The sequence below is a fragment of the Pseudonocardia parietis genome (genome assembly GCF_017876315.1).
In the GTDB taxonomy this organism is placed as follows: Bacteria; Actinomycetota; Actinomycetes; order Mycobacteriales; family Pseudonocardiaceae; genus Pseudonocardia; species Pseudonocardia parietis.
The window spans coordinates 5,239,322-5,262,538 of sequence record NZ_JAGINU010000001.1 but is presented as its reverse complement, the minus strand read 5'-3'; the positions used below and the strand labels follow the sequence as shown (position 1 = coordinate 5,262,538).

Sequence of the window (23,217 nt, the reverse complement as noted above, 5' to 3'; positions counted from 1 at the left end):
AGCCTCAGGGAACGCCGGTGAGCTCGGCCCAGCGGGCGCGGGCGGGCGCGTCCCAGCGGGCGTGCAGGGTGGCGAACAGCTCCGCGGCCCGGACGCCGGCCCACTGTTCGGGCAGCAGCTCGGTCGGCAGCTCCGGGTCCAGGAACGGGAACCGCCGCCAGGCGTGCACGAGGCGGACCTGGTTGGCGAGGACATCACCGCCGCCGTCGCCGGTGTCGGCACGGTCGAGCTCGGGCCCGAACTCGTCGAGGAACTCGTGGTAGGCCTGCTCGACCCGGTCCAGCTCCCAGGCCTGGGCGACGACGTCGCTCGGGCGCCCGATGCCGCCGTAGCGCCCGACGAACGAGCTGCTCATCCCGCGCAGGTCCAGCTCGTCGAGCACCGCGGCGACCTGCGGTTCCTTGCCCGGGTCGGGGGAGACCCACACCCCCGGCGCCGGGGAGCCGAGCCCCGCCCAGGCCAGCCGGGTCCGCAGCCGGTGCCGCAGTCGTCGCCGGGACTCCGGGACGCTCGCGAGCAGCACCAGCCACCGGCCGTCCCACTCGGTGGCGGGTGTCCCGAACCCGTAGATCCGCGCGGTGCCCTCGGACAGCAGCTGCTCCCCGGCCGGGGTCAGCGACCACCGCACCCGCCTGCCGTCCCGGTCGGAGCTCAGCATGCCCTCGGCCGCGGTGCGGGCCAGTGCCTGGCGCGCCGACTTGGACTCCACTCCGAGCGCGCCGAGCACCTCCAGCAGCGCCCGCGTCCACACCGGCTCGCCGGCCGGCAGCACGAACTCGCCGAGCACGGTGAGCAGCAGCGAGCGGGCGGAGGCCTGACCGAGCTCGCGGCGGCGCAGTGCGGAGCCGTCCGAAGTGTCCGGGTCGGGGTCGGCTGCGGGGACGTGGAACGGGGTGGCCATGGTCGGGCCAGCGTAGAGCCCGGGACCACGGTGGCCCACCGTGACCGCCTGCGGACCCTGCGGTGCGCGGGCGGCGGCCGGTGCGGGCCAACCGGACCGGGTGCACTTTCGTGTGCTCCCGATCACGTTACGCGCGGGTGAACGATCCTGACCGGCTGTTTCGTCGTGCGTGGCCGGATCGATGAGAAGGCTTCTCATCGGGGTCCGTTTCCGTGGGCCGACGAAGGGCCGGGGCTCGTGCGCGCGGTGGCGCCGGCCGGCCCGCTCCCGCCGGCCGCACCGTCGCGGCTCGGCGCCCCACGGACCGACCACGGAGGAACCGGTGCATCCGTCTCATCACTCCAAGAACATCAGCAACACCAGTCCCGTCCGCACCACCCAGGACGAGCACGCGCCGGCCGAGTCCGGCCGGGGCGAGCACTCCCCGCCGGGCCGGGGCTTCCCGCACGCACGGGCCGACTTCTCGGCCTCGATCGTCGTCTTCCTGGTCGCGGTGCCGCTCTCGCTCGGCATCGCCGTCGCCTCCGGCGCCCCGATCCTCGCGGGCCTCGTCGCCGCCGTCGTCGGTGCCGTCGTCGCCGGCCTGCTCGGCGGCTCACCGCTGCAGGTCTCCGGACCGGCGGCCGGGCTCACCGTCGTCGTCGCCGAGCTGGTCGCCCGGTTCGGCTGGGAGACCACCTGCCTCATCACCGCGGGCGCCGGCGTCCTGCAGATCGTCTTCGGCCTCACCCGGCTCGCCCGCTTCGCGCAGGCGATCCCGCCCGCCGTCGTGCACGGCATGCTCGCCGGCATCGGTGCCACCATCGCCCTCGGGCAGATCAACGTGGTGCTCGGTGGCGAGTCCCAGACCGGCGGTGTCGCCTCGATGGCCGCGCTGCCCGGCTCGATCGCCGACGTCTCCTGGCCGGCGCTGATGCTCGGCGCCCTGGTCGTCGGTGTCATGCTGAGCTGGCACCGGCTGCCGGCGAGGATCACCGTGGTGCCGGCGGCGCTGGTCGCCGTCGTGCTGGCCACCGTCGTCGCGCTGCCCTTCACCGACGTAGTCCGGGTCGAGCTGGGGGGCTCGCTGCTGGACGCGCTGTCGACACCGCTGCTGCCGGAGTCGGACTGGGCGGGCGTGCTCGGGGGCATGCTGACCGTCGCCCTGATCGCCAGTGTCGAGTCGCTGCTGTCGGCGGTCGCGGTCGAGCGGATGAAGCCGGGTATCCGTACCGACGCCGACCGCGAGCTGCTCGGCCAGGGTGCCGCGAACACCGTCTCCGGCATGGTCGGCGGCCTGCCGGTCACCGGCGTGATCGTCCGGTCCGCGGCCAACGTGAACGCCGGTGCCCGGACCCGGGCCTCGGCCGTGCTGCACGGTCTCTGGATCGCGCTGTTCGCGATCGTGCTGGTCGGCATCATCGAGCTGATCCCGATGGCAGCGCTGGCCGGGCTGCTGGTCGTGATGGGCGCCGGACTGATCAAGCCGGCCGACATCCGGACGGCGCGCACCCACGGTGAGCTGCCCATCTACGGCGTCACCCTGGCCGGGGTGGTCGTCCTGAACCTGCTCGAGGGCGTGCTGGCCGGTCTGGTGCTGGCCGGGCTGATGCTGCTGTGGCGGGCCGTGCGGTCCCGCCCGCACCTGGAGTGCGACGCCGACGGCGGCTACGAGCTGGTCGTCGAGGGTTCGGTGAGCTTCCTGGCCGTCCCGCGCCTGGCGCGCGAGCTGGACTCGGTGCCGCGCGGCACCGACGTCACCGTGCGGCTGGCCACCGACTACCTCGACCACGCCGCCCACGACCACCTGCAGGCCTGGAAGGCGCGGCACGAGGGCACCGGCGGCGCCGTCCACGTGATCGAGCCGCATCGCGGCCGGGCGTCGGATGCGGCGGTGTGAGGCCTCGCCCGATCGGGCCACACGCCCCGGGAACAACGCCCGGACCCGGCTCGTTGCCCCCCTTATGGCCACCGTGGAACTGACCACCGACAACTTCAACGACGTCGTGGGCTCGCCCGGGGCGACCGTCCTGATCGACTTCTGGGCGTCCTGGTGCGGGCCGTGCAAGCAGTTCGCGCCCGTCTACGACGCGGCGTCCGAGCAGCACCAGGACGTGACCTTCGGCAAGGTCGACACCGAGGCGCAGCAGGACCTGGCCGGGGCGTTCGGGATCTCCTCGATCCCGACCGTCATGGCCGTCCGTGACGGTGTCGTCCTCTACTCCGAGCCCGGCGCGCTGCCCGCCGAAGCCCTGGAGGACCTGATCGGCCAGGTCAAGTCCGTCGACATGGACGAGGTGAAGGCCGCCGTCGCCGAGCAGGAGAAGCAGGAGGAGGGCGAGCAGGCCTGACCCGCCTGTCCCCGCGACCACCACCGGCCCCGTACGCCCACGGCGTGCGGGGCCGGTTCGTGCGCGGGGCGGTCCGGGGTGCGGGGGCCGCGCTCAGGACAGCGCTCAGGACAGCTCGTCGGCGACGGTGAGCAGCACGGCCGCGTCGTCGAGGGCGAGCAGTGCGTGCCGCCGGGGCGGGATCGTCAGCAGGTCGCCGGCGCTGCCCTCGACCGTGTCGTCGCCCGCGACCAGCCGGACCCGGCCGCGCAGCACCTGCAGGGTCGCCTCCCCGGGGCTGTCGTGCTCGGCGAGCTCGCGTCCGGCGGCCAGCGCGATGAGCGTCTGGCGCAGCACGAGGTCGTGTGCGCCGCGGACGGTGTGTGCGGCGCGGCCGCTGCGCGCCTCGCGGGCGAGCACGAGCTGACGGTCGGCCTCCGCGGTCAACGACACGATCTCCACGGTGTCTCCTCCTCGATCGGACCTGTCCGATCAGGATCCCAGTTCGGGGCCCCGCGCGCACCGGTGCGGTCGCGTGCCCGCCCTGGCGCACGCCGCCGGGCGCGGGTGCGGCAGGCTGACCGCCATGGCGATCAACTGGGGATCGGTCCTGCGCAAGGCCGCCGACATGGCGGTGCAGCTGCTGAAGGACTCGCAGAAGCAGAAGCAGCCGGGTCCGGCCGGGACGCGGCCGGGGGCGACGGGCACCGCCGCACACGTGCGCACCGCACCCACCGGCGACCGTGCCCGGGAGATCGTCTACGCGCCGGAGCCGGACGGTGCCGCGGACCCGGGCGAGATCGTCTGGACCTGGGTGCCCTACGAGGAGGACGCGGGCCAGGGCAAGGACCGCCCGCTGCTGGTCGTCGGGCGTTCCGGCGGCGAGCTGCTCGGCCTGATGCTGTCCAGCCAGGACCGGCGGTCCGGTGACCCGGACTGGGTCGGTATCGGCTCCGGGGCGTGGGACCGGGAGGGGCGCGACTCCTACATCCGGCTGGACCGGGTGCTCGAGGTCGACGAGCACGGCATCCGCCGCGAGGGCGCTGTGCTGGACCGGAACCGCTTCGATCGGGTTGCCGAGCAGCTGCGGTCCCGGTACGGCTGGCGCTGACCTGGTTTTCGAGGGCTCACTCTCGTACTCTGCTGAGGTGAGCCTCACCTCGCCATCGAGAGGCCGGCGGGGGCTGCGCCGTACCGAGTGGCCGGACCTGGACGGCCCCTGGAAGCCGCTGCTCCAGCGGTGGGCGGTCGCGTCGTGGCGGGGTGTGGGGAGCGGTACCCGGGCGCGGTCGACGAGGTGACCCGCGTCCCCGAGCGCGCCGCCACCCACCGCCCCCATCGCACCCGAAGGGCCCACCCGTGACCGTACGATCCGCCGCCGCGCCGGACGGCGTCGCTCCTGCTCCCCAGGTCCGGCTGCTGCTCGGTGCCGTGTTCCTGGTGTTCCTCGGGCAGATGACGCTCAACCCGATCATCGCCCCGCTCTCCCGCGAGGTCGACCTGGCCGAGTGGCAGGTCGGCGCCACGATCAGCACAGCGGCGATCGTGGTCGTCCTCACCAGCCAGTTCTGGGGCCGCCGTTCGCAGTCGTGGGGGCGCAAGCCGGTGCTCGTCGCCGCGCTCCTGGTCGGGGTCGTCGCCATGGCGCTGTTCGCGCTGGTGGCCGGGCTGGGGATGGCCGGGGTGCTCGCGCCCGCGGTGCTGTTCGCGCTGTTCGTCCTGCTGCGCGGGCTCGGATTCGGCATCGCGATCGCCGCGGTGCCGCCCACCGCCCAGGCCTACATCGCCGACGTCACACCCGACGAACGGACGCGGGTGAAGGGCATGGCCGGGGTGGGCGCGGTGCAGGGCATCGCGATGATCGCCGGCTCCGTCGTCGGCGGCGTGCTCTCGGTGTTCGGGCTGATCACCCCGCTGATCGCGGTCCCGGTGCTGCTCGCGCTGGGGCTCGTGCTGGTGGTGTTCCGGCTGCGCCGCGAGACCCGGGTCGAGCTGATCGAGCGGCCGGCGCGGGTCCGCCCCACCGATCCGCGGGTGTGGCCGTTCCTGCTGGCCGGGTTCGGCATGTTCACCGCGCTGGGCTTCATCCAGGTCATCACCGGGTTCCTCGTCCAGGACCGGTTCGGCCTCGACGCCGAGACCACCGGCCTGGTCACCGGCGGCGCGATGCTGGCCGCCGGCCTGGGCATGGTCGTGGCACAGGGTGTCGTCGTGCCCCGCAGCAGGTGGACGATCCCGACGCTGCTGCGGGTGGGCTGCACCGTCGCGGTGGCCGGGTTCGTGCTGCTCGTGCCGGATGCCGGCGCGGTGCCGATGTTCGTCGCGATCCTGCTCATCGGGCTCGGCCTCGGCATCGCGATGCCCGGCTACACCGCGGGGCCGACGCTGCTGGTCGAGCGGGACGAGCAGGGCGGGCTCGCCGGGCTGATCGCCGCGACCAGCGGGCTGACGTTCGTGATCGCCCCGACCGCCGGCACCGCGCTGTACGGCGTGTGGGCGCCGCTCCCGGTCGTCGTCGGCGCGGTCGTGATGGCCGTGGTGACGGCGTTCGTGCTGCTGCACCCGCGGTTCAGGCGGGTACCGGCGGTCCCGGCCGCCGCCGTCTGACCGGAAACCGGCTGGCGCGAACGGCGGCGGCCGGTCTATCCTCGTGATCATCATGAGGCTCTGACGACACCACCGACTGCGGACGCGGCACCTGCCCCCGCGGTCTCCCTCCGTTCTCCGGAGACGTCGTCGTGTCACTCGCCACTGGTCTGCATGCCCTCACCGCGCACGGCCTGGTCCGTTCCTACGCCACCCGCGCCGGCCGCCCGCCGGTGCTCGACGGCATCGACCTGACCGTCACGCCCGGCGCCCGGCTCGGGTTGATCGGCGAGAACGGCACCGGCAAGTCGACGCTGCTACGGCTGCTCGCCGGCGTCGACACCCCGGATTCGGGCACCCTGAGCGTGCCGGCCGACCTGGTGTATCTGCCGCAGGAGCCGGAGGTCGGTGAGCACGGCACCGTCGGCGAGCTGCTCGACGGGGCACTGCGCCCGCTGCACGACGCCGTCGCCGAGGTGGAACGGCTCGCCACGGCGCTCGGGGCCGACCCGGACGCCGGTGCAGGGTACGACTCCGCGTACGACCGGGCCCTCGCCCGGGCGGTCGCGCACGACGCGTGGGACGCCGACCGCCGCGCCGAGGTCACCGCAGGCACCCTCGGTGTCGCCGACCTGGACCGGGACCGCCCGGTCGCGACGCTGTCCGGCGGGCAGCGCACCCGGCTCGCGCTGGCGGCGGCACTCGTCCGCCGCCCGGCGGTCCTGCTGCTCGACGAGCCGACCAACCATCTCGACGACGCGGCGCTGGACCTGCTGGAACGCTCGCTGGTCGAGCTGCCCGGCGTCGTCGTCGCGGCGAGCCACGACCGCACGTTCCTGGACCGGGTGTGCACCGAGCTGCTCGACCTCGACGCCGGCGCGCTCGGCACCGACGGTAACGGCGGTCGCCGGTTCGGCGGGTCGTTCACCGACTACCTCGACGCGCAGGCCGCGAGCCGCCGTCGCTGGGAGGAGCAGTTCGCCGCCCAGCAGGAGGAGATCGACCGGTTGCGCGAACGGACCCGCATCGGCACGTCCGCGATCGCTCCCGGCCGCGGCCCGCGCGACAACGACAAGTTCATCGTCAAGTTCAAGGGCGCCGGCGTCGAGCGCACCCGGGCGCGGCGGGTCAACGACGCCCACCGGCGCCTGGAGGTCGCGGAGCGCGAGGCGCTGCCGAAGCCGCCGCGGCCGCTGCGGTTCGCCGGCCGGCTCACCGGGGCCGACGCCGGTGACGGTCTCGCGGTGGCGGTCCGGGACCTGCGGGTACACGGCCGGCTGCGGCTCGACCGTCTCGACCTGCCGGTGGGGGAGACGCTGCTGGTCACCGGCCCGAACGGGTCCGGGAAGTCGACGTTGCTCGCCGTGCTGCACGGCGATCTCGCCGCGACCGCCGGCAGCGTGGACGTCCGGGCGAGGCGGGTCGGGCTGCTCGCCCAGGACCCGGACGTCGGCCCGCCCGGGCGCACCGCCCGCGCGGCGTACGCGGCCCGGCTCGGCCCCGACCTCGCCGAGCGGGTGCCGTTGGGCGAGCTCGGGCTGCTGCACCCGCGCGAGCACGGCACGGCGGTCGGGGAGCTCTCGCTCGGGCAGCGGCGCCGGCTCGCGCTCGCCGTCGCCATCGCGGACGCGCCGGACCTGCTGCTGCTCGACGAGCCGACCAACCACGTGTCGCTGCGCCTGGCCGGCGAGCTGGAGGAGGCCCTCGGGTCGGCGCCCGGCACCGTGGTCGTCACCTCGCACGACCGCTGGCTGCGCCGCCGCTGGGCCGGGCCGGAGATCACTCTCTAGTTCAGGCTGTGCTCGTCCGGGAACGTGCCCTGGGGCGCCGGCACCGCTCGCAGCCGTCCGAGCAGGCCGGTCTCGCGGGCCATCAGCCGTCGCACCTCGCGCAGCCGCTGCACCGGGTCGGTGAGCTCCAGCAGCCGCTGGCGGTCGGTCAGCGGCATCAGGCAGTCCCCGGCGAGCAGGTGCGGGAGCTCGGCGACGGGGGTGTCCTCGCCGGGCTCGGACCAGTCCCCGGAACGCCAGGCGGTGCGGCAGTACTCGCGGTGTGCCGCCCGGGCCGCCTGCTCCAGCATCGTGACCAGGCGCGGGTCCTCGGCGTCGCCCGCGGGGGAGTCGGGCAGGAACTCGACGGTCCCGCTCAGGTACTGCCGGGACGTGGTGTCGAGGTCGAGGATCCGGAAGCGCCGCGCCCCGCGGGTGACGACGTCGTAGCGGCCGTCCGGCAGCCGCCGGGCGTCGAGCAGGACGGCCGTGCAGCCGACGGCGTGCATGCCCGCCGATCCGGACCGGTCCGGCGAGTGCCCCTCGCGTACCGCGACGACGCCGAACTCCTTGTCCGGTACCTCGCCGGTGATGAGATCGACGGTGAGCTGCCGGTAGCGCGGCTCGAAGATGTGCAACGGGAGCGGCGCGCCCGGCATGAGCACCGTTCCCAGTGGGAACAGCGGCAGGGTGGCGGGCACCGGTTCACGGTAGTACGCCCCCGGCGGGGCTGCCCGGGAGTGGCCGGGAGGCCCGGGCCGGCGGGCGGAGCACCGCGAACGCGTCCGTCACGCGCAGCGTGCGGTCGGTGAACCGGAACAGCGCGGCGGGGCGTCCGCCGGCCCGACCGGGCGGGGCGGTCTCCCCGGTCGGCGCGAGGAGGTCGCGGCGGGTGAGCACGCGCTGCAGGTTGGTGGCCGAGACCTCGTGGCCGAGCGCGGCGACGTAGTGCTCGCGCAGCGCCGAGATGGTGAACTCCGCCGGGGCGAGCGCGAACCCGAGGTTGGTGTAGGAGAGCTTGGCCTGCAGCCGGTCCCGCGCCGAGCCGACGATGCCCGCGTGGTCGAACGCGGTCGGTGGCAGCGCGTCGACCGGGTGCCACGCGGTGTCGGGGGGCAGCTCCGGGTCGGCGTCGGACGGCACGAGCCCGACGAACGCCGTCGCGATCGTCCGCGGCCCCGGTGTGCGGTGTGGCTCGGAGAACACCGACAGCTGCTCGACGTGCGCGACCTCGCGGACGTCGACCTTCTCGGCGAGCTGGCGCCGCACCGAGGTCTCGACGTCCTCGTCGGCGGCCAGCCGTCCGCCGGGCAGCGCCCACCGGCCGGTGTCCGGCTCGAGCGCGCGCTCCCACAGCAGCACCTTCAGCCGCCCGTCCCGGATGCCGAGCACGGCGGCGAGCACCTCGTGCAGGACCGGTGGCGACGTCACGGCGGCCAGCCTAGGAGTACGAGCGCACCGCACCGTCGGGTGACGTCCGGGTGTCCTTCAGGTGAGGTCCCGGTCACCACGGAGGTGTCGGCGACGGGTCCCCGGTGCTACCATCCCGCCAGTTTCCGCTCACTAGGCGAAAACCTGAGACTGCCCGGGAGGGCGAGATGGTCCCGACGCTCACGGCACCCGGGTCGACCGCGGTCGACCCCGGCTGGGCCGACGAGGTGCGCGCGCTGGCGCGCAGGCGCGACGCGGTCCTGCTGGCGCACAACTACCAGCTCCCCGAGATCCAGGACGTCGCCGACCACGTCGGCGACTCGCTGGCGCTGTCCCGGATCGCGGCCGAGGCCGACGCATCGACGATCGTGTTCTGCGGCGTGCACTTCATGGCCGAGACCGCGAAGATCCTCAGCCCGGGCAAGACGGTGCTGATCCCGGACGCCCGGGCGGGCTGCTCGCTCGCCGACTCCATCACCGCCGACCAGCTGCGGGAGTGGAAGGCCGAGCACCCCGGCGCGGCCGTCGTCTCCTACGTCAACACCACCGCCGCGGTGAAGGCCGAGACCGACGTCTGCTGCACCTCGTCCAACGCGGTCGAGGTGGTCGCCTCGATCCCGCGCGAGCGGGAGGTGCTGTTCCTGCCCGACCAGTTCCTCGGCGCGCACGTCCGCCGGGTGCTCGATCGGGAGGACATGCACGTCTGGGCCGGGGAGTGCCACGTGCACGCCGGGATCAACGGCCGCCAGCTCGCCGACCAGGCCCGGGCGCACCCGGAGGCCGACCTGTTCGTGCACCCGGAGTGCGGCTGCGCGACGTCGGCGCTCTACCTGGCCGGGACGGGCGCGGTCCCCGAGGAGCAGGTCAAGATCCTCTCGACCGGCGGGATGATCGAGGCGGCCCGCGCCACCGGCGCGAAGGAGGTGCTGGTCGCGACTGAGGTCGGGATGCTGCACCAGCTCCGCCGGGCCGCCCCGGAGATCGACTTCCGGGCGGTGAACGAGCGGGCGTCCTGCACCTACATGAAGATGATCACCCCGGAGGCACTGCTGCGGTCGGTGCGCGACGGCACCGACGAGGTGCACGTGGACCCCGAGCTGGCCGCCCGTGGTCGCGTCGCGGTGCAGCGGATGATCGAGATCGGTAGCTCGGGCGGCGGCGAGTGACCGGCTGGGACGCGCGAGCCGACCTGGTCGTCGTCGGGTCCGGGGTGGCCGGGCTGAGCGCCGCGCTGGACGCGGTCGCGGCCGGGCTGCGGACGGTCGTCGTCACCAAGGACGGGATCGGCGAGGGCTCCACCCGCTGGGCCCAGGGCGGGATCGCGGTGGTGCTCGGTGACATCGCCGGGGACAGTCTCGACTCGCACGTCGCGGACACCCTGGCTGCCGGGGGTGGGCTGAGCGACCCGGTCGCGGTCGGCACGGTCGTCCGTGGCGGGCCGGGCGCGCTGCGCAGGCTGCGGGAGCGCGGCGCCCTGTTCGACGGGCGCGACGCGCGGCTCGACCGCACCCGGGAGGGCGGCCACTCGGCGTTCCGGGTGGTGCACGCCGGCGGCGACGCGACCGGCGCGGAGATCGAGCGCGCCCTGGTCGCGGCGGCCCGCTCGGCACAGCTCACCGTGCTCGACGGGCACGTCGCGGTGGACGCGCTGCGCGACGTCACCGGCCGGGTCACCGGACTGTCCGTGCTCGACGCCGAAGGCCGGCCCGGTGTGCTGCACGCGCCCGCGGTCCTGCTCGCCACCGGTGGGTACGGCGGGCTCTACGCCTCCACGACCAACCCGCCGACGGCGACCGGTGACGGTGTCGCGCTCGCACTGCGGGCCGGGGCGACCGCGTCGGACCTGGAGTTCGTGCAGTTCCACCCGACCGTGCTGTACACCGGGCCCGCCCAGGGGCGCCGCCCGCTGGTGACCGAGGCCGTCCGCGGTGAGGGCGCGGTCCTGCGCGATCGGACCGGAGTGGCGTTCATGGCCGGGGTGCACCCGCGCGCCGATCTCGCGCCGCGGGACGTGGTCGCCGCCGCGATCACCCGGCGGATGGCCGAGACCGGTGCCGACTGCGTCCACCTCGACGCGACCGGGCTCGACGGGTTCGCCGCCCGGTTCCCGACCGTGTACGCGTCGTGCCGCGCGGCCGGGATCGACCCGGCGACGGACCCGATCCCGGTGACCCCGGCGGCGCACTACGCGTGCGGGGGGATCGTCGCCGACGTCGACGCCCGCACCGGCGTCCCCGGGCTCTACGCGGCGGGCGAGGTCGCGCGGACCGGGCTGCACGGTGCGAACCGGCTCGCGTCGAACTCCCTGCTCGAGGGTCTGGTCGCGGGGGAGCGCGCGGTCCGCGCGGTGCTCGCCGACCGGGCGTTCGCCGGGCCGGGCATCGTCGGGAGGGCTGCGGAGCCCGCGCCGGCGCTGCCGGTCGCCGACCGCTCGGTGGTGCAGCGGGCGATGACCCGCTACGCCGGTATCGGCCGGGACGCGACCGGCCTGGCGAGTGCCTCGGACGCCGTCGAGGCCGCCACCGTGACCGCGGTGCCCCTCGACCGGACCGGGGTGGAGGACGCCGCGCTGACCCTGCTCGCCCAGGCGGTGCTGGCCGCCGCCGGGACCCGGCGGGAGACCCGCGGCTGTCACGTGCGCACCGACTTCCCGGAGCGCGACGACGTGCACCAGCGGGCGTCGCTACCGGTGCGCATGGACGCGTCCGGGCGACCGGTGGTCGTCGCCGATGCCCTGGTGGGTGCGGCATGACCGGCGCCGTCGCGGCCGGTGTCGGCGGGGCCCGCGAGATCGGTGTGCCGGACCCGGACGACCTGGCCCGGGTGGTCCGCACAGCGCTGGAGGAGGACCTGCGCTACGGCCCGGACGCGACGACCGCGGCCACCGTGCCCGCCGACGCCGTCGCCGTCGCGGCCTTCACTCCGCGGGCGGACGGGGTGCTCGCCGGGCTGCCCGCGGCGCTCGCCGTCCTCGACGTGGTGCTCGGCGTCCGCGATGCCGGCTCGTCCGGTACGGGCGGACCCGGCGGGAGCTCTGCGGCGGCCGGTTACGAGGTGCTGTCGGCACGCTCCGACGGCGACCGGCTCACCGCAGGCGAGCCGGCCCTCGTGGTGCGCGCACCCGTCCGGGGGCTGCTGACCGCCGAGCGCACGGCGCTGAACCTGCTGTGCCACCTGTCCGGGATCGCGACCGCGACCCGGGCCTGGGTCGACGCCGTGGACGGGACCGGTGCGCGCATCCGGGACACCCGCAAGACGCTGCCGGGCCTGCGGCTGCTGGAGAAGTACGCCGTCCGCTGCGGCGGCGGGACGAACCACCGCCTCGGCCTCGGCGACGCCGTACTGATCAAGGACAACCACGTCGCCGCGGCCGGGTCGGTGTCGGCGGCGCTCGCCGCCGCCCGCGCCGCCGCGCCGGACCTGCCGTGCGAGGTGGAGGTCGACTCGCTCGACCAGCTCGACGAGGTCCTCGACCTGGCCGCGGAGCTGGTGCTGCTGGACAACTTCACCGTCGCCGGGACCGCCGAAGCCGTCCGCCGCCGGGACGCGGTCGTCGCGTCGAGCGGTCACCGGACGCTGCTGGAGTCCTCCGGCGGCCTCGCCCTGGTGAACGCCCGCGCCTACGCCGCGACCGGTGTCGACTTCCTCGCCGTCGGCGGTCTGACCCACTCGGTCACCGCGCTGGACCTGGGGCTCGACCTGAGCTGAACGCGCACGAGGGGCACAACAGCGCTGCCGGTCCGTGATCGAACCGCGCTGGTGTGCCCCTCACGGCGCGGCCAGGAGCTCGGCCTGCACGGGAGCGGGGTAGCGAACGCTGAACCGGACGTCGCCGAGCAGGGTGCGGTGCCGCTCGGCGGCGGCCGCGATCTCCGTGCGGGCCGCCCGGCTGACGTCGGTGAACAGCCGGGTCGCGATCGTCCCGTCGCGGCGCTGCACCCAGGTCCCGGCGATGCGGCCGTCCACCCAGATCGCCGGGCCGCCGTTGCCGTTGCGGTCGAACAACAGACCGGCGTGGGACGGGGCGAGGTACCAGTCGCGGGCCTTCCAGCCCATCGTCGTCGGGTCCAGGCCGGGCAGCAGCGCCACCGACGGGCCGGGATCGGGGACCGGGTCGAGGTCGTCGGGCAGCAGGAACCCGGTGGCTCCACCGTCCAGGGACACCTCGACGGCGCCGACGTCGGCCAGCGCGGCCTTCGTGGTCGCGACCGTCCAGCCGGCCCACCACTTCAGGTCGTCGCGGGTCACCGGCCCGAACGCGTGCAGGTAGGCCCGGGCGAGCCCGGCCGCGGCGGCGCGCCCGCCGGCCCCGGGCTCGAGCCCGATCGCGCCGGCCCCGGACGCGGGCCCGATCGCGCCGGACCCGGGTGCGGGCCCGAGCCCGCCGGGGACCCAGTCCCCGGCGGCCGCCCACCGGTACTGGCCGTTGATCCACGTCCCGGTGGGGCGGGCCCGCAGCACCCGGCCCTCGAACCCGAGCACCAGCAGCACCCGGCTGTGCGCCGGGAACTGCCCGCCCTGGATCGGAATCTGCTGTGCGGCGAGTTCCGGCAGCGCCGCGCCGACCTCCCGGGCGGTGGTGGGCCCCAGCTCCGCGAGCATCCCCAGGACCTGCGCGGCGGCGTCGGCGTACCAGGCCTGCGGATCGGCGACGCCGGCCGCGCCGAGCTGCGTCATGAGGTTGCGGTGCTGCACGGCAGCGACACCGGCGGTCGCGCCGTGGTGTGCCAGCGCCGCGTTCCCGCGCCCGAACACCCACAGGGTGCGGCGCATCGCGTGGTGGCGCAGCAGGGTCCGGTCGGTGTACAGCGCGGTCTCCACCGGGGCCAGGGCCGGGGCGGCCATCCGGGCCGCGGCCGACAGGTACACCGTCACCGGGTCCGTGGAGTGCAGCGCGACCAGGTCGTCGGCGATCGCGACGACGTCGTCGGTGCGGGTGTGCGGGGCGAGCCGGTGCCGGGTCACCAGCCGGGCCCGGCGCTCGGTGTCGCTCACGTGGCGGGTCACCGGCGCAGACTGGCACGCGACACCGACAACGACGCCGCTACTCGCCCCGGACGCTCGCGAAGGCCTCCGCGAGAGCCACCCGGACGGCCCGCAGCGCCGGCCGGGACACGGCCGCGTGGCGGACCGAGGTGAACACCTCGCGGTGCGACGGGCCGGGCAGGCCGATCAGCCGGATGCCCTCGGGAGCACTCGTCCACACCAGGTCGGGGAGCAGCCCGACAGCGTGGCCCGCGCGCACGAGATGGACGTGGATCTCGAGATCGGCCGAGTCGAACCGGATGTCGGGCTCGAACCCCGCCGCCCGGCACTGCTGGATCGCCCACTGGCGGGCGGCGGTCCCCGGGGGCTCCATGACCCAGGGCAGGTCCCCGGCCGCGGCGATGCCGGTGACGCCCGAGTCCGCCGGGACGACCAGCCGTACCGGGTCGGTACCGAGGATCTCGCGGTCGAGCCGGTCGCGGTGCGCGCGGGTGTGGCCGGGGTACTGCTCGGCGATCGCAATATCGACCCCGCGGGTCTCGAGCTCGGTGAGCCCGGTCTCCGGCGGGACGACCGAGGCCTCGACGCGCAGGTGCGGTGCCGAGGTCTGCAACAGGGTCAGCGCCCGGGGGAGCAGCGCGCGCCCGGCCGTCTCCAGCGTGGCCACGCGCACCGTCTCCGCGATCGGACGCGCGGAGCCGAGCTCGCCCCGGACCTGTTCCTCCAGGTCCAGGACCTGGGCGGCGTGCCGGGCGACCCGGTGGCCGTGCGGGGTCAGCCGGATACGGCGGCCGTCGGGCGCGAACAGGCGGACGCCGACCTCGTCCTCGAGCTTGGCCAGCTGCGCCGACACGCTCGACGGGCTGTAGTTCAGGGTGCGCGCGACCGCGGTGATCGTCTCCCGGAGCCGCAGCTCGTGCAGCAGACGGAGCCGGTGCAGATCCCACATGTGAGCACCTTTCGGCAGATCCGAACGATTCGTTTCGATTATTGTCGCTATCTCCGAAGAGCGAGGACTGGGACTCTCTCCGAACGACGTACCGGCGACGGACACCGGCACGCGACGGCGGAAGGAGCCGAGGTCGTGACTACGGATCGAACATCCCCTGTGGACATCGACGAGACACTGGTCGACGACGCCGTCGCCCTGGTCCGCCGCTGGCTGGTGGCGAGCCGGGACGAGCCGGTGGACGCCTCGGCCCGCCGTCTCGCCGGCGTGCTGCGGGACCCGAACGGGCTCGCCTTCACCGTCGGGTTCGTCGACGGCGTGATCCGGCCCGAGGACCCGCGGGCCGCCGCCCGGCACCTCGCGTCGCTGGTGCCGATCACACCGCGCTTCCTGCCGTGGCCGCTGCGCGCCGCGATCCGGGCCGGGGCCGTCGTCGGGCGGGTGCTGCCCGGCGTCGTCGTCCCGATCGCGCAGGCCTCCCTGCGCCGGATGGTGCGCCACCTCGTCGTCGACGCCTCCGACCGCAGGCTGGGACCCGCGATCCGGCGGATCCGGGGTGCGCAGGGCGACGCCCGGCTCAACATCAACCTGCTCGGCGAGGCGATCCTCGGCGAGAACGAGGCGGCCCGGCGGCTCGACGGCACCCGGCGGCTGCTCGCCCGCGACGACGTCGACTACGTCTCGATCAAGGTGTCGTCGACCGTGGCCCCGCACGACGCCTGGTCGTTCGACCGGGCGGTCGCCGACGCGGTCGAGGCACTCACCCCGCTGTACCGGATGGCGCGGACCGCCCCCGGGGGAGCGAAGTTCCTCAACCTGGACATGGAGGAGTACAAGGACCTCGACCTCACCCTCGCGGTCTTCACCACGCTGCTGGACCGGCCCGAGTTCCACGATCTGGAGGCCGGGATCGTCCTGCAGGCCTACCTGCCCGACGCGCTCTCGGTGATGCAGCGGTTGCAGCGGTGGGCGTCCGAGCGGGTCGGGCGCGGTGGCGCGCCGATCAAGGTCCGGGTGGTGAAGGGGGCGAACCTGCCGATGGAGCAGGTCGACGCCGAGATCCACGGCTGGCCGCAGGCGACCTGCGGGAGCAAGCAGGAGTCCGACGCGTCGTACAAGGCCGTCCTGGACTACGCCCTGCGCCCCGAGCACACCGCGGCCGTGCGGATCGGCGTCGCCGGGCACAACCTCTTCGACATCGCGCTGGCCTGGCTGCTCGCCGGACGCCGGGGCTGCCGGGACGGTATCGAGATCGAGATGCTCCTCGGCATGGCGACCGCGCAGGCCGCGGCGGTGCACGCCGACGTCGGCTCGATGCTGCTCTACACGCCGGTGGTGCACCCCGGCGAGTTCGACGTCGCCATCGCCTACCTGATCCGCCGCCTGGAGGAGGGCGCGTCGCACGAGAACTTCATGTCCGCGGCGTTCGACCTCGACAGCCACCCGGACCTGTTCGATCGGGAGAAGCAGCGGTTCCTGGCCTCGGTCGCGGCGATGCCCGCCGGGGTGCCGGCACCGAACCGGGTGCAGGACCGCAGCGGGCCCCAGCCGCCCGCCCCCGTCCACGGGTTCACCAACACTCCCGACACCGACACGTCCGTCGCGGTGAACCGCGGATGGGGCGCCGGGATCCGAACCCGGATGCGCGACTCCGTGCTCGGCGAGCAGACCGCCACCGAGGGGCTCGTCGGCACCCGCGAGGAGCTCGACGAGATCGTCTCCGGGACCCGGGCGGCCGGCGAGCAGTGGCGGGCCCTCGGCGCCGACAAGCGGGCGGAGATCCTGCACCGGGCCGGGGAACAGCTGCAGGCGCGGCGCGCGGACCTGCTGGAGGTCATGGGCTCGGAGTGCGGCAAGCTCCTGGAGCAGGGCGACCCGGAGGTCAGCGAGGCCGTCGACTTCGCGCACTACTACGCCGAGTCGGGGCGCGGTCTGGAGACCGTCGAGGGCGCGCGGTTCGCACCCCCTGCGCTGACCGTGGTGACCCCGCCCTGGAACTTCCCGGTCGCCATCCCGGCCGGTTCGACGCTGGCCGCGCTCGCGGCGGGTTCCCCGGTGGTGTTCAAGCCTGCCGAGCAGGCGCGGCGCTGCGGTGCCGTGGTGGCCGAGGCACTCTGGGAGGCCGGCGTGCCGCGGGAGGTCCTGCGCTACGTCCAGCTCGACGAGGGGGACCTCGGTCCGGCGCTGATCGCCCACCCCGCCGTCGAGCGGGTGATCCTCACCGGCGGCTACGAGACCGCGGAGCTGTTCCGCTCGCTGCGCCCCGACCTGCCGTTGCTGGCCGAGACCAGCGGCAAGAACGCGATCATCGTGACGCCCAGCGCCGACCTCGACCTGGCCGCCCGCGACGTCGCCCGCTCGGCCTTCGGGCACGCCGGCCAGAAGTGCTCGGCGGCCTCGCTGGTCGTCCTCGTCGGATCGGTCGCGGAGTCGAAGCGGTTCCGCCGCCAGCTCGTCGACGCGGTCACCTCGATGCGGGTCGGCCCGCCGTGGGACGAGGGCTCGCAGATCGGCCCGCTCATCGGCCCCGCAGCGGGCAAGCTGCTGTCCGCGCTGACCACGCTGGGCCCGGGCGAGAGCTGGGTGATCACCCCCGAGCGGCTCGACGACGCCGGGGCCCAGTGGCGGCCGGGCGTCCGGGAGGGGGTCCGCCCGGGCTCGGAGTACCACCTCACCGAGTACTTCGGGCCGGTACTCGGGATCATGACCGCGGAGACCCTCGAGGACGCCGTCACCCTGGTCAACCGGATCGAGTACGGCCTCACCTCGGGCCTGCACTCGCTCGACGAGCACGAGATCGACACCTGGCTGCGCACCGTCGAGGCGGGCAACCTCTACGTGAACCGCGGTATCACGGGCGCGATCGTGCAGCGGCAGCCGTTCGGCGGGTGGAAGAAGTCCACCGTCGGCACCGGCAGCAAGGCCGGCGGCCCGAACTACCTGACCGGAATCGGCACCTGGACCGACGCCCCGGTGGCCGGCGGCGCCGTGGCCGACGAGGACGCACTCGCCCGCCGGGTGCTGCGCGGCGCCCGCGAGTCCGGCGTGCCCGAGGACGGCCTCGCCTGGCTGGCCGGTGCGCTGCGGACCGATGTCGAGGCGTGGCGTGACGAGTTCGGGGTGGCCCGCGACGCCACCGGCCTGACCAGCGAGCACAACGTGCTCCGCTACGACCCGGTGCCGGTCACCGTCCGGTACGCGGGCGAGAAGCCCGCGGAGCTGCTGCGCGTCGTCGCCGCCGGTGTCCGGGCCACGGCACCGGTCACCGTCAGCACGGCCGAGCCGCTCCCGCCGGCGCTGCACGACCACGTCGTCGCGCTCGGCGCCGAGGTACGGCACGACGACGCGGGCCGCTGGCGCACCCGGGTCCGCGAGCTGGGGGTCGAGGGCGGCCGGCTCCGCCTGGTCGGGGCACCCGCCGACGAGGTCGTCGCGGCCACCGGCGGGTCGCCCGCCCTGGCCGTCCACAATGGGCCGGTCGTCAGCGCGGGCCGGGTCGAGCTGCTGACCTTCCTCCGCGAGCAGGCGGTCTCGGTGACCGCCCACCGGTTCGGCACGCCGCACCCCTACGACGTGCCCGCCACCCGCTGACCGCCCGACCGGACGAGCAAAGGAGCTCTTGATGCCGGAACAGACCTTCCAGACCATCGCACTGGTCGTCTACTTCGCTGTGATGATCGGTATCGGCTACTACGCCTACCGTCAGACCTCGGATCACGAGGGCTACATGCTGGCCGGGCGTCAGCTCCCGCCGTGGACGGCGGCGCTCAGCGCGGGTGCCTCGGACATGTCCGGCTGGCTGATGATGGGCCTGCCCGGGGCGATCTATGCGACCGGCCTGATCGAGGCCTGGATCGCGGTCGGCCTGACCATCGGTGCGTATCTGAACTGGAAGTTCGTCGCGCCGCGGCTGCGCTCCTACACCGAGGTCGCGCAGAACTCGATCACGATCCCGAGCTTCTTCGAGAACCGGCTGCACGACACCTCGCGCGCGCTGCGGGTCGCCTCGGGCGCCATCGTCCTGGTGTTCTTCACGTTCTACGTGTCGTCGATGCTGGTCGCCGGGGGAGAGTTCTTCCAGCTCGCCTTCGGCGGCTCGTACCTGACCGGCATGCTGCTCGTCGCCGTCGTGACCCTGGCCTACACGATGATCGGCGGCTTCCTGGGTGCGTCGCTGACCGACGTCGTCCAGGGCACGATGATGATGCTCGCGCTGGTGATCGTGCCGGTCATCGCCGTCGTCGCCGCCGGAGGGCCGTCCGCGACGTTGGCGGGCGTCCGGGAGGTCGACCCGTCGCGCCTGTCGCTGGTGGGCGGGGAAGCACTGTCCGCCGTCACCGTGCTCGGCATCATCTCGGCGCTGGCCTGGGGCCTCGGGTACTTCGGCCAGCCGCACATCATCGTGCGGTTCATGGCCATGCGCGACGTCGCGTCGGCCACCTCGGCGCGCCGGATCGGGATCAGCTGGATGGTCATCTCGCTGCTCGGCGCGGTCGCCTGCGGCATCGTCGGCATCGGGTTCTTCCACCGCACCGGGGCGACGCTGGACAATCCCGAGCTGGTCGTGCTGGCGATGTCGCAGATCCTGCTGCACCCGCTCGTCGCCGGCTTCGTGCTCGCCGCGGTGCTGGCGGCGATCATGAGCACGGTCTCCAGCCAGCTGATCGTGAGCTCCTCGGCCTTCGTCGAGGACCTCTACAAGGTCTTCGGCCGCGACACCTCCCCGCGCACCCTGATGCTGCTCGGCCGGCTGTGTGTGCTGGCCGTCGCGGTGATCGGGGGCGTGCTCGCCCTCAACCCGAGCGGCACGATCCTGGAGCTGGTCGGGTTCGCCTGGGCGGGCTTCGGTGCGTCCTTCGGCCCGGCGGTCCTGCTGTGCCTGTTCTGGCGCCGGCTCACCAACTGGGGCGCGCTGGCCGGGATGCTCACCGGTGCGGTCACCGTGTTCGTCTGGGACTTCTACGGTCCGACGATCGCCGGCGCCGAGCTGTACGAGATCATCCCCGGCTTCCTGGCGAACCTGCTGGTCGCGGTCGTCGTGAGCCGGGCGACGTGGGTCCGGGACGAGGAGATGGAGCGCGAGTTCGACACCGCGGTCGAGCTCGCCGAGGTGAAGAAGGCGCCGACGGCGTAGGACGGGCCGGTGGGTACGGCGGGCTGAGTCGTTGTCGGACCCCCGCCGTACCCTGGAGGCATGCTCCGCCGCCTCGACCTGCGACCCGATGCGTCGAACCCCGATGCGTCGAACGGGGATCCGTTGCCCCGCCCGGCGACCCTGCGCGCGATGATGCCGCGCGCCGAGCTCGATGTCGGCGCCGCGACCGAGGCCGTACGACCCCTCGTTGCGGACGTGCGTGAGCGCGGCGCCGCCGCCGCGCTGGACGCCACGGAGCGTTTCGACAAGGTCCGCCCGCAGTCGGTGCGGGTCCCGTCCGCGGTGCTCGCCGAGGCGCTGCGCGACCTGGATCCGGACGTGCGGGTGGCGCTGGAGACCTCGATCGAGCGCGCCCGGCTGGTCCACGAGGAGCAGCGCCGGCCGGACGTCGTGACGCAGGTGGTGCCCGGCGGCACCGTCACCGAGCGCTTCGTCCCGGTCCGCCGGGTCGGGCTGTACGCCCCGGGCGGGCTCGCGGTCTACCCGTCCAGCGTGATCATGAACGTGGTCCCGGCGCAGGCGGCGGGTGTCGAGTCGCTGGTCGTGGCCTCGCCCGCGCAGGCCGAGTTCGGTGGGTACCCGCACCCGACGATCCTGGCCGCGGCGGCGCTGCTCGGCGTCGACGAGGTGTGGGCCGTCGGCGGCGCCCAGTGCATCGCGCTGCTCGCGTACGGCGGCACCGACACCGACGGCGCGGAGCTCGAGCCGGTCGACATGGTCACCGGCCCGGGCAACGTCTACGTCACCGCCGCCAAGCGGATGCTGCGCGGCACCGTCGGGATCGACGCCGAGGCCGGCACCACCGAGATCGCAGTCCTGGCCGACGACACCGCCGACGCCGCGCACGTCGCCGCCGACCTCATCTCGCAGGCCGAGCACGACCCGAACGCGGCGTCGGTACTGGTCACGACGTCGCAGGAGCTCGTCGAGCGGGTCGAGGCCGAGCTGGAGACCCGGGTGGGGGCGACCAAGCACACCGAGCGGGTCCGCACCGCGCTGACCGGGCCGCAGTCCGGCGTCATCCTCGTCGGTTCCCTCGACGACGGCATCGCCGTGGTGGACGCCTACGCCGCCGAGCACCTGGAGATCCAGACGGCGGACGCGGCCGCCGACGCGGCCCGGGTCCGCAACGCCGGCGCGATCTTCGTCGGGGCGTACGCGCCGGTGTCGCTGGGCGACTACTGCGCCGGGTCGAACCACGTGCTGCCGACCGGTGGCTGTGCCCGGCACTCCGGTGGGTTGTCGACCTCGACGTTCCTGCGGGGCGTGCACGTCGTCGACTACTCCGAGCAGGCGCTGCGCGAGGTGGCAGGCCAGGTCGTCACCCTGGCGAACGCCGAGGACCTGCCCGCGCACGGTGAGGCCGTCACCGCCCGGTTCGGTACCGATGCTCCGGTCGAGAGGAACGCATGACCCCCGGCGAGAACGTGCGCCTCGACGACCTGCCGCTGCGCGACGACCTACGCGGGACGAGCCCGTACGGTGCACCGCAGCTCGACGTCGCGGTCCGGCTCAACACCAACGAGAACCCGTACCCGCCGCCGCCCGAGCTGGTCGCCGACATCGCCGCGGCCTGCGAGGAGGCGGCCCGGGACCTGCACCGCTACCCGGACCGGGACGCCGTCGCGCTCCGCGAGGACCTGGCCGCCTACCTGTCCCGCCAGACCGGTGTCGAGCTGGACGTACGCAACCTGTGGGCGGCGAACGGCTCGAACGAGATCCTCCAGCAGCTGCTGCAGGCCTTCGGCGGGCCGGGGCGCACGGCGCTCGGGTTCGTGCCCAGCTACTCGATGCACCCGATCCTCGCGTCGGGCACGCAGACCGAGTTCGTGCCGGTCCCGCGGCGCGACGACTTCACGATCGACGTCGACGCGGCGATCGGGACCCTGCGCGACCGTGCTCCGGACATCACGTTCGTGACCAGCCCGAACAACCCCACCGGGCAGTCGATCGCGCCCGCCGACCTCGCGCGCCTGGTCGACGCGGCCCCCGGCATCGTGATCGTCGACGAGGCCTACGCCGAGTTCGCCGAGGCCACCGGCCGGCCCAGCGCGACCACACTGCTGGCGAGCCACGGACACAAGCTCGTGGTGTCGCGCACGATGAGCAAGGCGTTCGCGTTCGCCGGCGGGCGGCTCGGGTATCTGGCCGCCGCGCCCGCCGTCGTCGACGCGGTACAGCTCGTCCGGCTGCCCTACCACCTGTCGGTGCTGGCCCAGGCGTCCGCGCGAGCGGCGCTGCGGCACGCCGGCGCCACCCTCGGCTCGGTGGCGGTGCTCGCCGCCGAACGGGACCGGGTGTCGTCCGAGCTGGCCGCCGCCGGCTACGACGTCGTGGCCAGCGACGCCAACTTCGTGCTCTTCGGCCGGTTCGCCGACGCTGGCCGTGCCTGGAAGGGTTTCCTGGAGCGTGGCGTTCTGATCCGTGACGTCGGCATCCCCGAGCGGCTGCGCGTCACGATCGGGACGCCGGAGGAGAACGACGCCTTCCTCCAGGTCGCCGGAGACCTCGCCACCAAGGAGTTGCTGTGAGCAGGATCGGACGCGTCGAGCGCGTCACCAAGGAGACCCGGATCACCGTCGAGATCGATCTCGACGGCACCGGGAAGACCGACATCGACACCCGGGTCCCGTTCTACGACCACATGCTGGACGCGTTCGGCAAGCACGGCTCGTTCGACCTGTCGGTGCACGCCGACGGCGACATCGAGATCGACGCGCACCACACCGTCGAGGACGTCGCGATCGTGCTGGGCCAGGCGATCCGGCAGGCGCTGGGCGACAAGACCGGCATCCGCCGCTTCGGTGACGCCTGGATCCCGATGGACGAGGCGCTCGCGCACGCGGTCGTCGACGTCTCCGGTCGCCCGTACACGGTGTGCACCGGTGAGCCGGAGATGATGCGCGGCTTCGTCGTCGGCGGGCACTACCCGACGGTGCTGAACAAGCACGTGTTCGAGTCGCTGGCCTTCCACGGGCACCTCGCGCTGCACGTGCGGGTGCTCGACGGCCGGGACCCGCACCACATCACCGAGGCCCAGTTCAAGGCGGTCGCCCGGGCGTTGCGCGCGGCGACCGAGGACGATCCGCGGGTGACCGGGGTGCCGTCGACCAAGGGCGCGCTGTAGCGGT

19 protein-coding genes are annotated in these 23,217 nt (G+C 74.3%); 13 read left to right on the top strand and 6 right to left on the bottom strand.

Annotation, left to right across the window (positions count from 1 at the left end):
• Positions 1-4: 4 nt before the first annotated feature.
• The gene (locus JOF36_RS24690) at positions 5-901 is read right to left on the bottom strand and encodes a PaaX family transcriptional regulator (RefSeq protein WP_210031211.1); all 897 of its coding nucleotides are present in this window, start codon (positions 899-901) and stop codon (positions 5-7) included.
• A gap of 322 nt (positions 902-1,223) precedes the next feature.
• Between JOF36_RS24690 and JOF36_RS24685 the strand changes: the two genes are divergently transcribed.
• Positions 1,224-2,780, top strand: coding sequence for a SulP family inorganic anion transporter (locus tag JOF36_RS24685; protein ID WP_307862577.1), 1,557 nt, complete (start codon positions 1,224-1,226; stop codon positions 2,778-2,780).
• A gap of 64 nt (positions 2,781-2,844) precedes the next feature.
• Entirely contained in the window at positions 2,845-3,231 is a 387-nt protein-coding gene (gene trxA, locus JOF36_RS24680) for a thioredoxin (protein ID WP_210031210.1), read from the top strand.
• Positions 3,232-3,336: 105 nt separating this feature from the next.
• Here trxA and JOF36_RS24675 read toward each other — a convergent pair whose 3' ends face one another.
• Positions 3,337-3,672: a cupin domain-containing protein gene (locus tag JOF36_RS24675; RefSeq protein WP_210031209.1), complete on the bottom strand. Its 336-nt coding sequence runs from the start codon at positions 3,670-3,672 to the stop codon at positions 3,337-3,339.
• Between the two features lie 73 nt (positions 3,673-3,745).
• On the opposite strand from JOF36_RS24675, the gene JOF36_RS24670 reads away from it, so the two are divergent.
• The 3 genes from JOF36_RS24670 to JOF36_RS24660 all read left to right on the top strand — a co-directional run bounded on the left by JOF36_RS24670 (position 3,746) and on the right by JOF36_RS24660 (position 7,586).
• Positions 3,746-4,321 (top strand): type II toxin-antitoxin system PemK/MazF family toxin, encoded by a 576-nt coding sequence (locus JOF36_RS24670; RefSeq protein WP_307862576.1) that lies wholly within the window; start codon positions 3,746-3,748, stop codon positions 4,319-4,321.
• Positions 4,322-4,569: 248 nt separating this feature from the next.
• Positions 4,570-5,817 carry an MFS transporter gene (locus JOF36_RS24665; protein WP_210031208.1) on the top strand — a complete coding sequence of 416 codons (1,248 nt, stop codon included), beginning with the start codon at positions 4,570-4,572 and terminating at the stop codon, positions 5,815-5,817.
• A gap of 131 nt (positions 5,818-5,948) precedes the next feature.
• Positions 5,949-7,586: an ABC-F family ATP-binding cassette domain-containing protein gene (locus JOF36_RS24660; protein ID WP_210031206.1), complete on the top strand. Its 1,638-nt coding sequence runs from the start codon at positions 5,949-5,951 to the stop codon at positions 7,584-7,586.
• Here JOF36_RS24660 and JOF36_RS24655 read toward each other — a convergent pair.
• Entirely contained in the window at positions 7,583-8,266 is a 684-nt protein-coding gene (locus JOF36_RS24655; RefSeq protein WP_210031203.1) for an LON peptidase substrate-binding domain-containing protein, read from the bottom strand. The two genes, JOF36_RS24660 and JOF36_RS24655, sit on opposite strands and share 4 nt — an antisense overlap.
• A 4-nt stretch (positions 8,267-8,270) precedes the next feature.
• Entirely contained in the window at positions 8,271-8,996 is a 726-nt protein-coding gene (locus JOF36_RS24650; RefSeq protein WP_307862575.1) for an NUDIX hydrolase, read from the bottom strand.
• Between the two features lie 167 nt (positions 8,997-9,163).
• On the opposite strand from JOF36_RS24650, the gene nadA reads away from it, so the two are divergent.
• Genes nadA through nadC form a run of 3 tightly spaced genes read left to right on the top strand, consistent with a single transcriptional unit; the run spans position 9,164 to position 12,704 of the window.
• On the top strand, positions 9,164-10,162 hold the full coding sequence (gene nadA, locus JOF36_RS24645) for a quinolinate synthase NadA (protein ID WP_210031201.1): 999 nt from the start codon (positions 9,164-9,166) through the stop codon (positions 10,160-10,162).
• Positions 10,159-11,748 carry an L-aspartate oxidase gene (locus JOF36_RS24640; protein ID WP_210031199.1) on the top strand — a complete coding sequence of 530 codons (1,590 nt, stop codon included), beginning with the start codon at positions 10,159-10,161 and terminating at the stop codon, positions 11,746-11,748. Before nadA ends, JOF36_RS24640 begins: the two co-directional genes overlap by 4 nt.
• Positions 11,745-12,704 carry a carboxylating nicotinate-nucleotide diphosphorylase gene (gene nadC, locus JOF36_RS24635; RefSeq protein ID WP_210031197.1) on the top strand — a complete coding sequence of 320 codons (960 nt, stop codon included), beginning with the start codon at positions 11,745-11,747 and terminating at the stop codon, positions 12,702-12,704. The genes JOF36_RS24640 and nadC overlap by 4 nt, the downstream gene beginning before the upstream one ends.
• Positions 12,705-12,764: 60 nt before the next feature.
• On the opposite strand, the gene JOF36_RS24630 is transcribed toward nadC, so the two are convergent.
• Positions 12,765-14,003 carry a winged helix DNA-binding domain-containing protein gene (locus JOF36_RS24630; RefSeq protein ID WP_210031191.1) on the bottom strand — a complete coding sequence of 413 codons (1,239 nt, stop codon included), beginning with the start codon at positions 14,001-14,003 and terminating at the stop codon, positions 12,765-12,767.
• A 37-nt stretch (positions 14,004-14,040) separates the two neighbouring features.
• Positions 14,041-14,931, bottom strand: coding sequence for a LysR family transcriptional regulator (locus JOF36_RS24625; protein ID WP_210031189.1), 891 nt, complete (start codon positions 14,929-14,931; stop codon positions 14,041-14,043).
• Positions 14,932-15,066: 135 nt separating this feature from the next.
• Here JOF36_RS24625 and JOF36_RS24620 point away from each other — a divergent pair, with 135 nt between their 5' ends.
• Genes JOF36_RS24620 through hisB form a run of 5 tightly spaced genes read left to right on the top strand, consistent with a single transcriptional unit; the run spans position 15,067 to position 23,213 of the window.
• The gene (locus tag JOF36_RS24620; RefSeq protein WP_307862574.1) at positions 15,067-18,522 is read left to right on the top strand and encodes a bifunctional proline dehydrogenase/L-glutamate gamma-semialdehyde dehydrogenase; all 3,456 of its coding nucleotides are present in this window, start codon (positions 15,067-15,069) and stop codon (positions 18,520-18,522) included.
• A gap of 31 nt (positions 18,523-18,553) precedes the next feature.
• Entirely contained in the window at positions 18,554-20,065 is a 1,512-nt protein-coding gene (gene putP, locus JOF36_RS24615; RefSeq protein WP_210031188.1) for a sodium/proline symporter PutP, read from the top strand.
• 60 nt (positions 20,066-20,125) lie between these two features.
• Complete coding sequence (gene hisD / locus JOF36_RS24610) at positions 20,126-21,499, top strand: histidinol dehydrogenase (RefSeq protein WP_210031186.1); 1,374 nt, start codon at positions 20,126-20,128, stop codon at positions 21,497-21,499.
• Entirely contained in the window at positions 21,496-22,617 is a 1,122-nt protein-coding gene (locus tag JOF36_RS24605; RefSeq protein ID WP_210031185.1) for a histidinol-phosphate transaminase, read from the top strand. The genes hisD and JOF36_RS24605 overlap by 4 nt, the downstream gene beginning before the upstream one ends.
• Complete coding sequence (hisB, locus tag JOF36_RS24600) at positions 22,614-23,213, top strand: imidazoleglycerol-phosphate dehydratase HisB (RefSeq protein WP_210031183.1); 600 nt, start codon at positions 22,614-22,616, stop codon at positions 23,211-23,213. The genes JOF36_RS24605 and hisB overlap by 4 nt, the downstream gene beginning before the upstream one ends.
• The last annotated feature ends 4 nt before the right edge of the window (positions 23,214-23,217 follow it).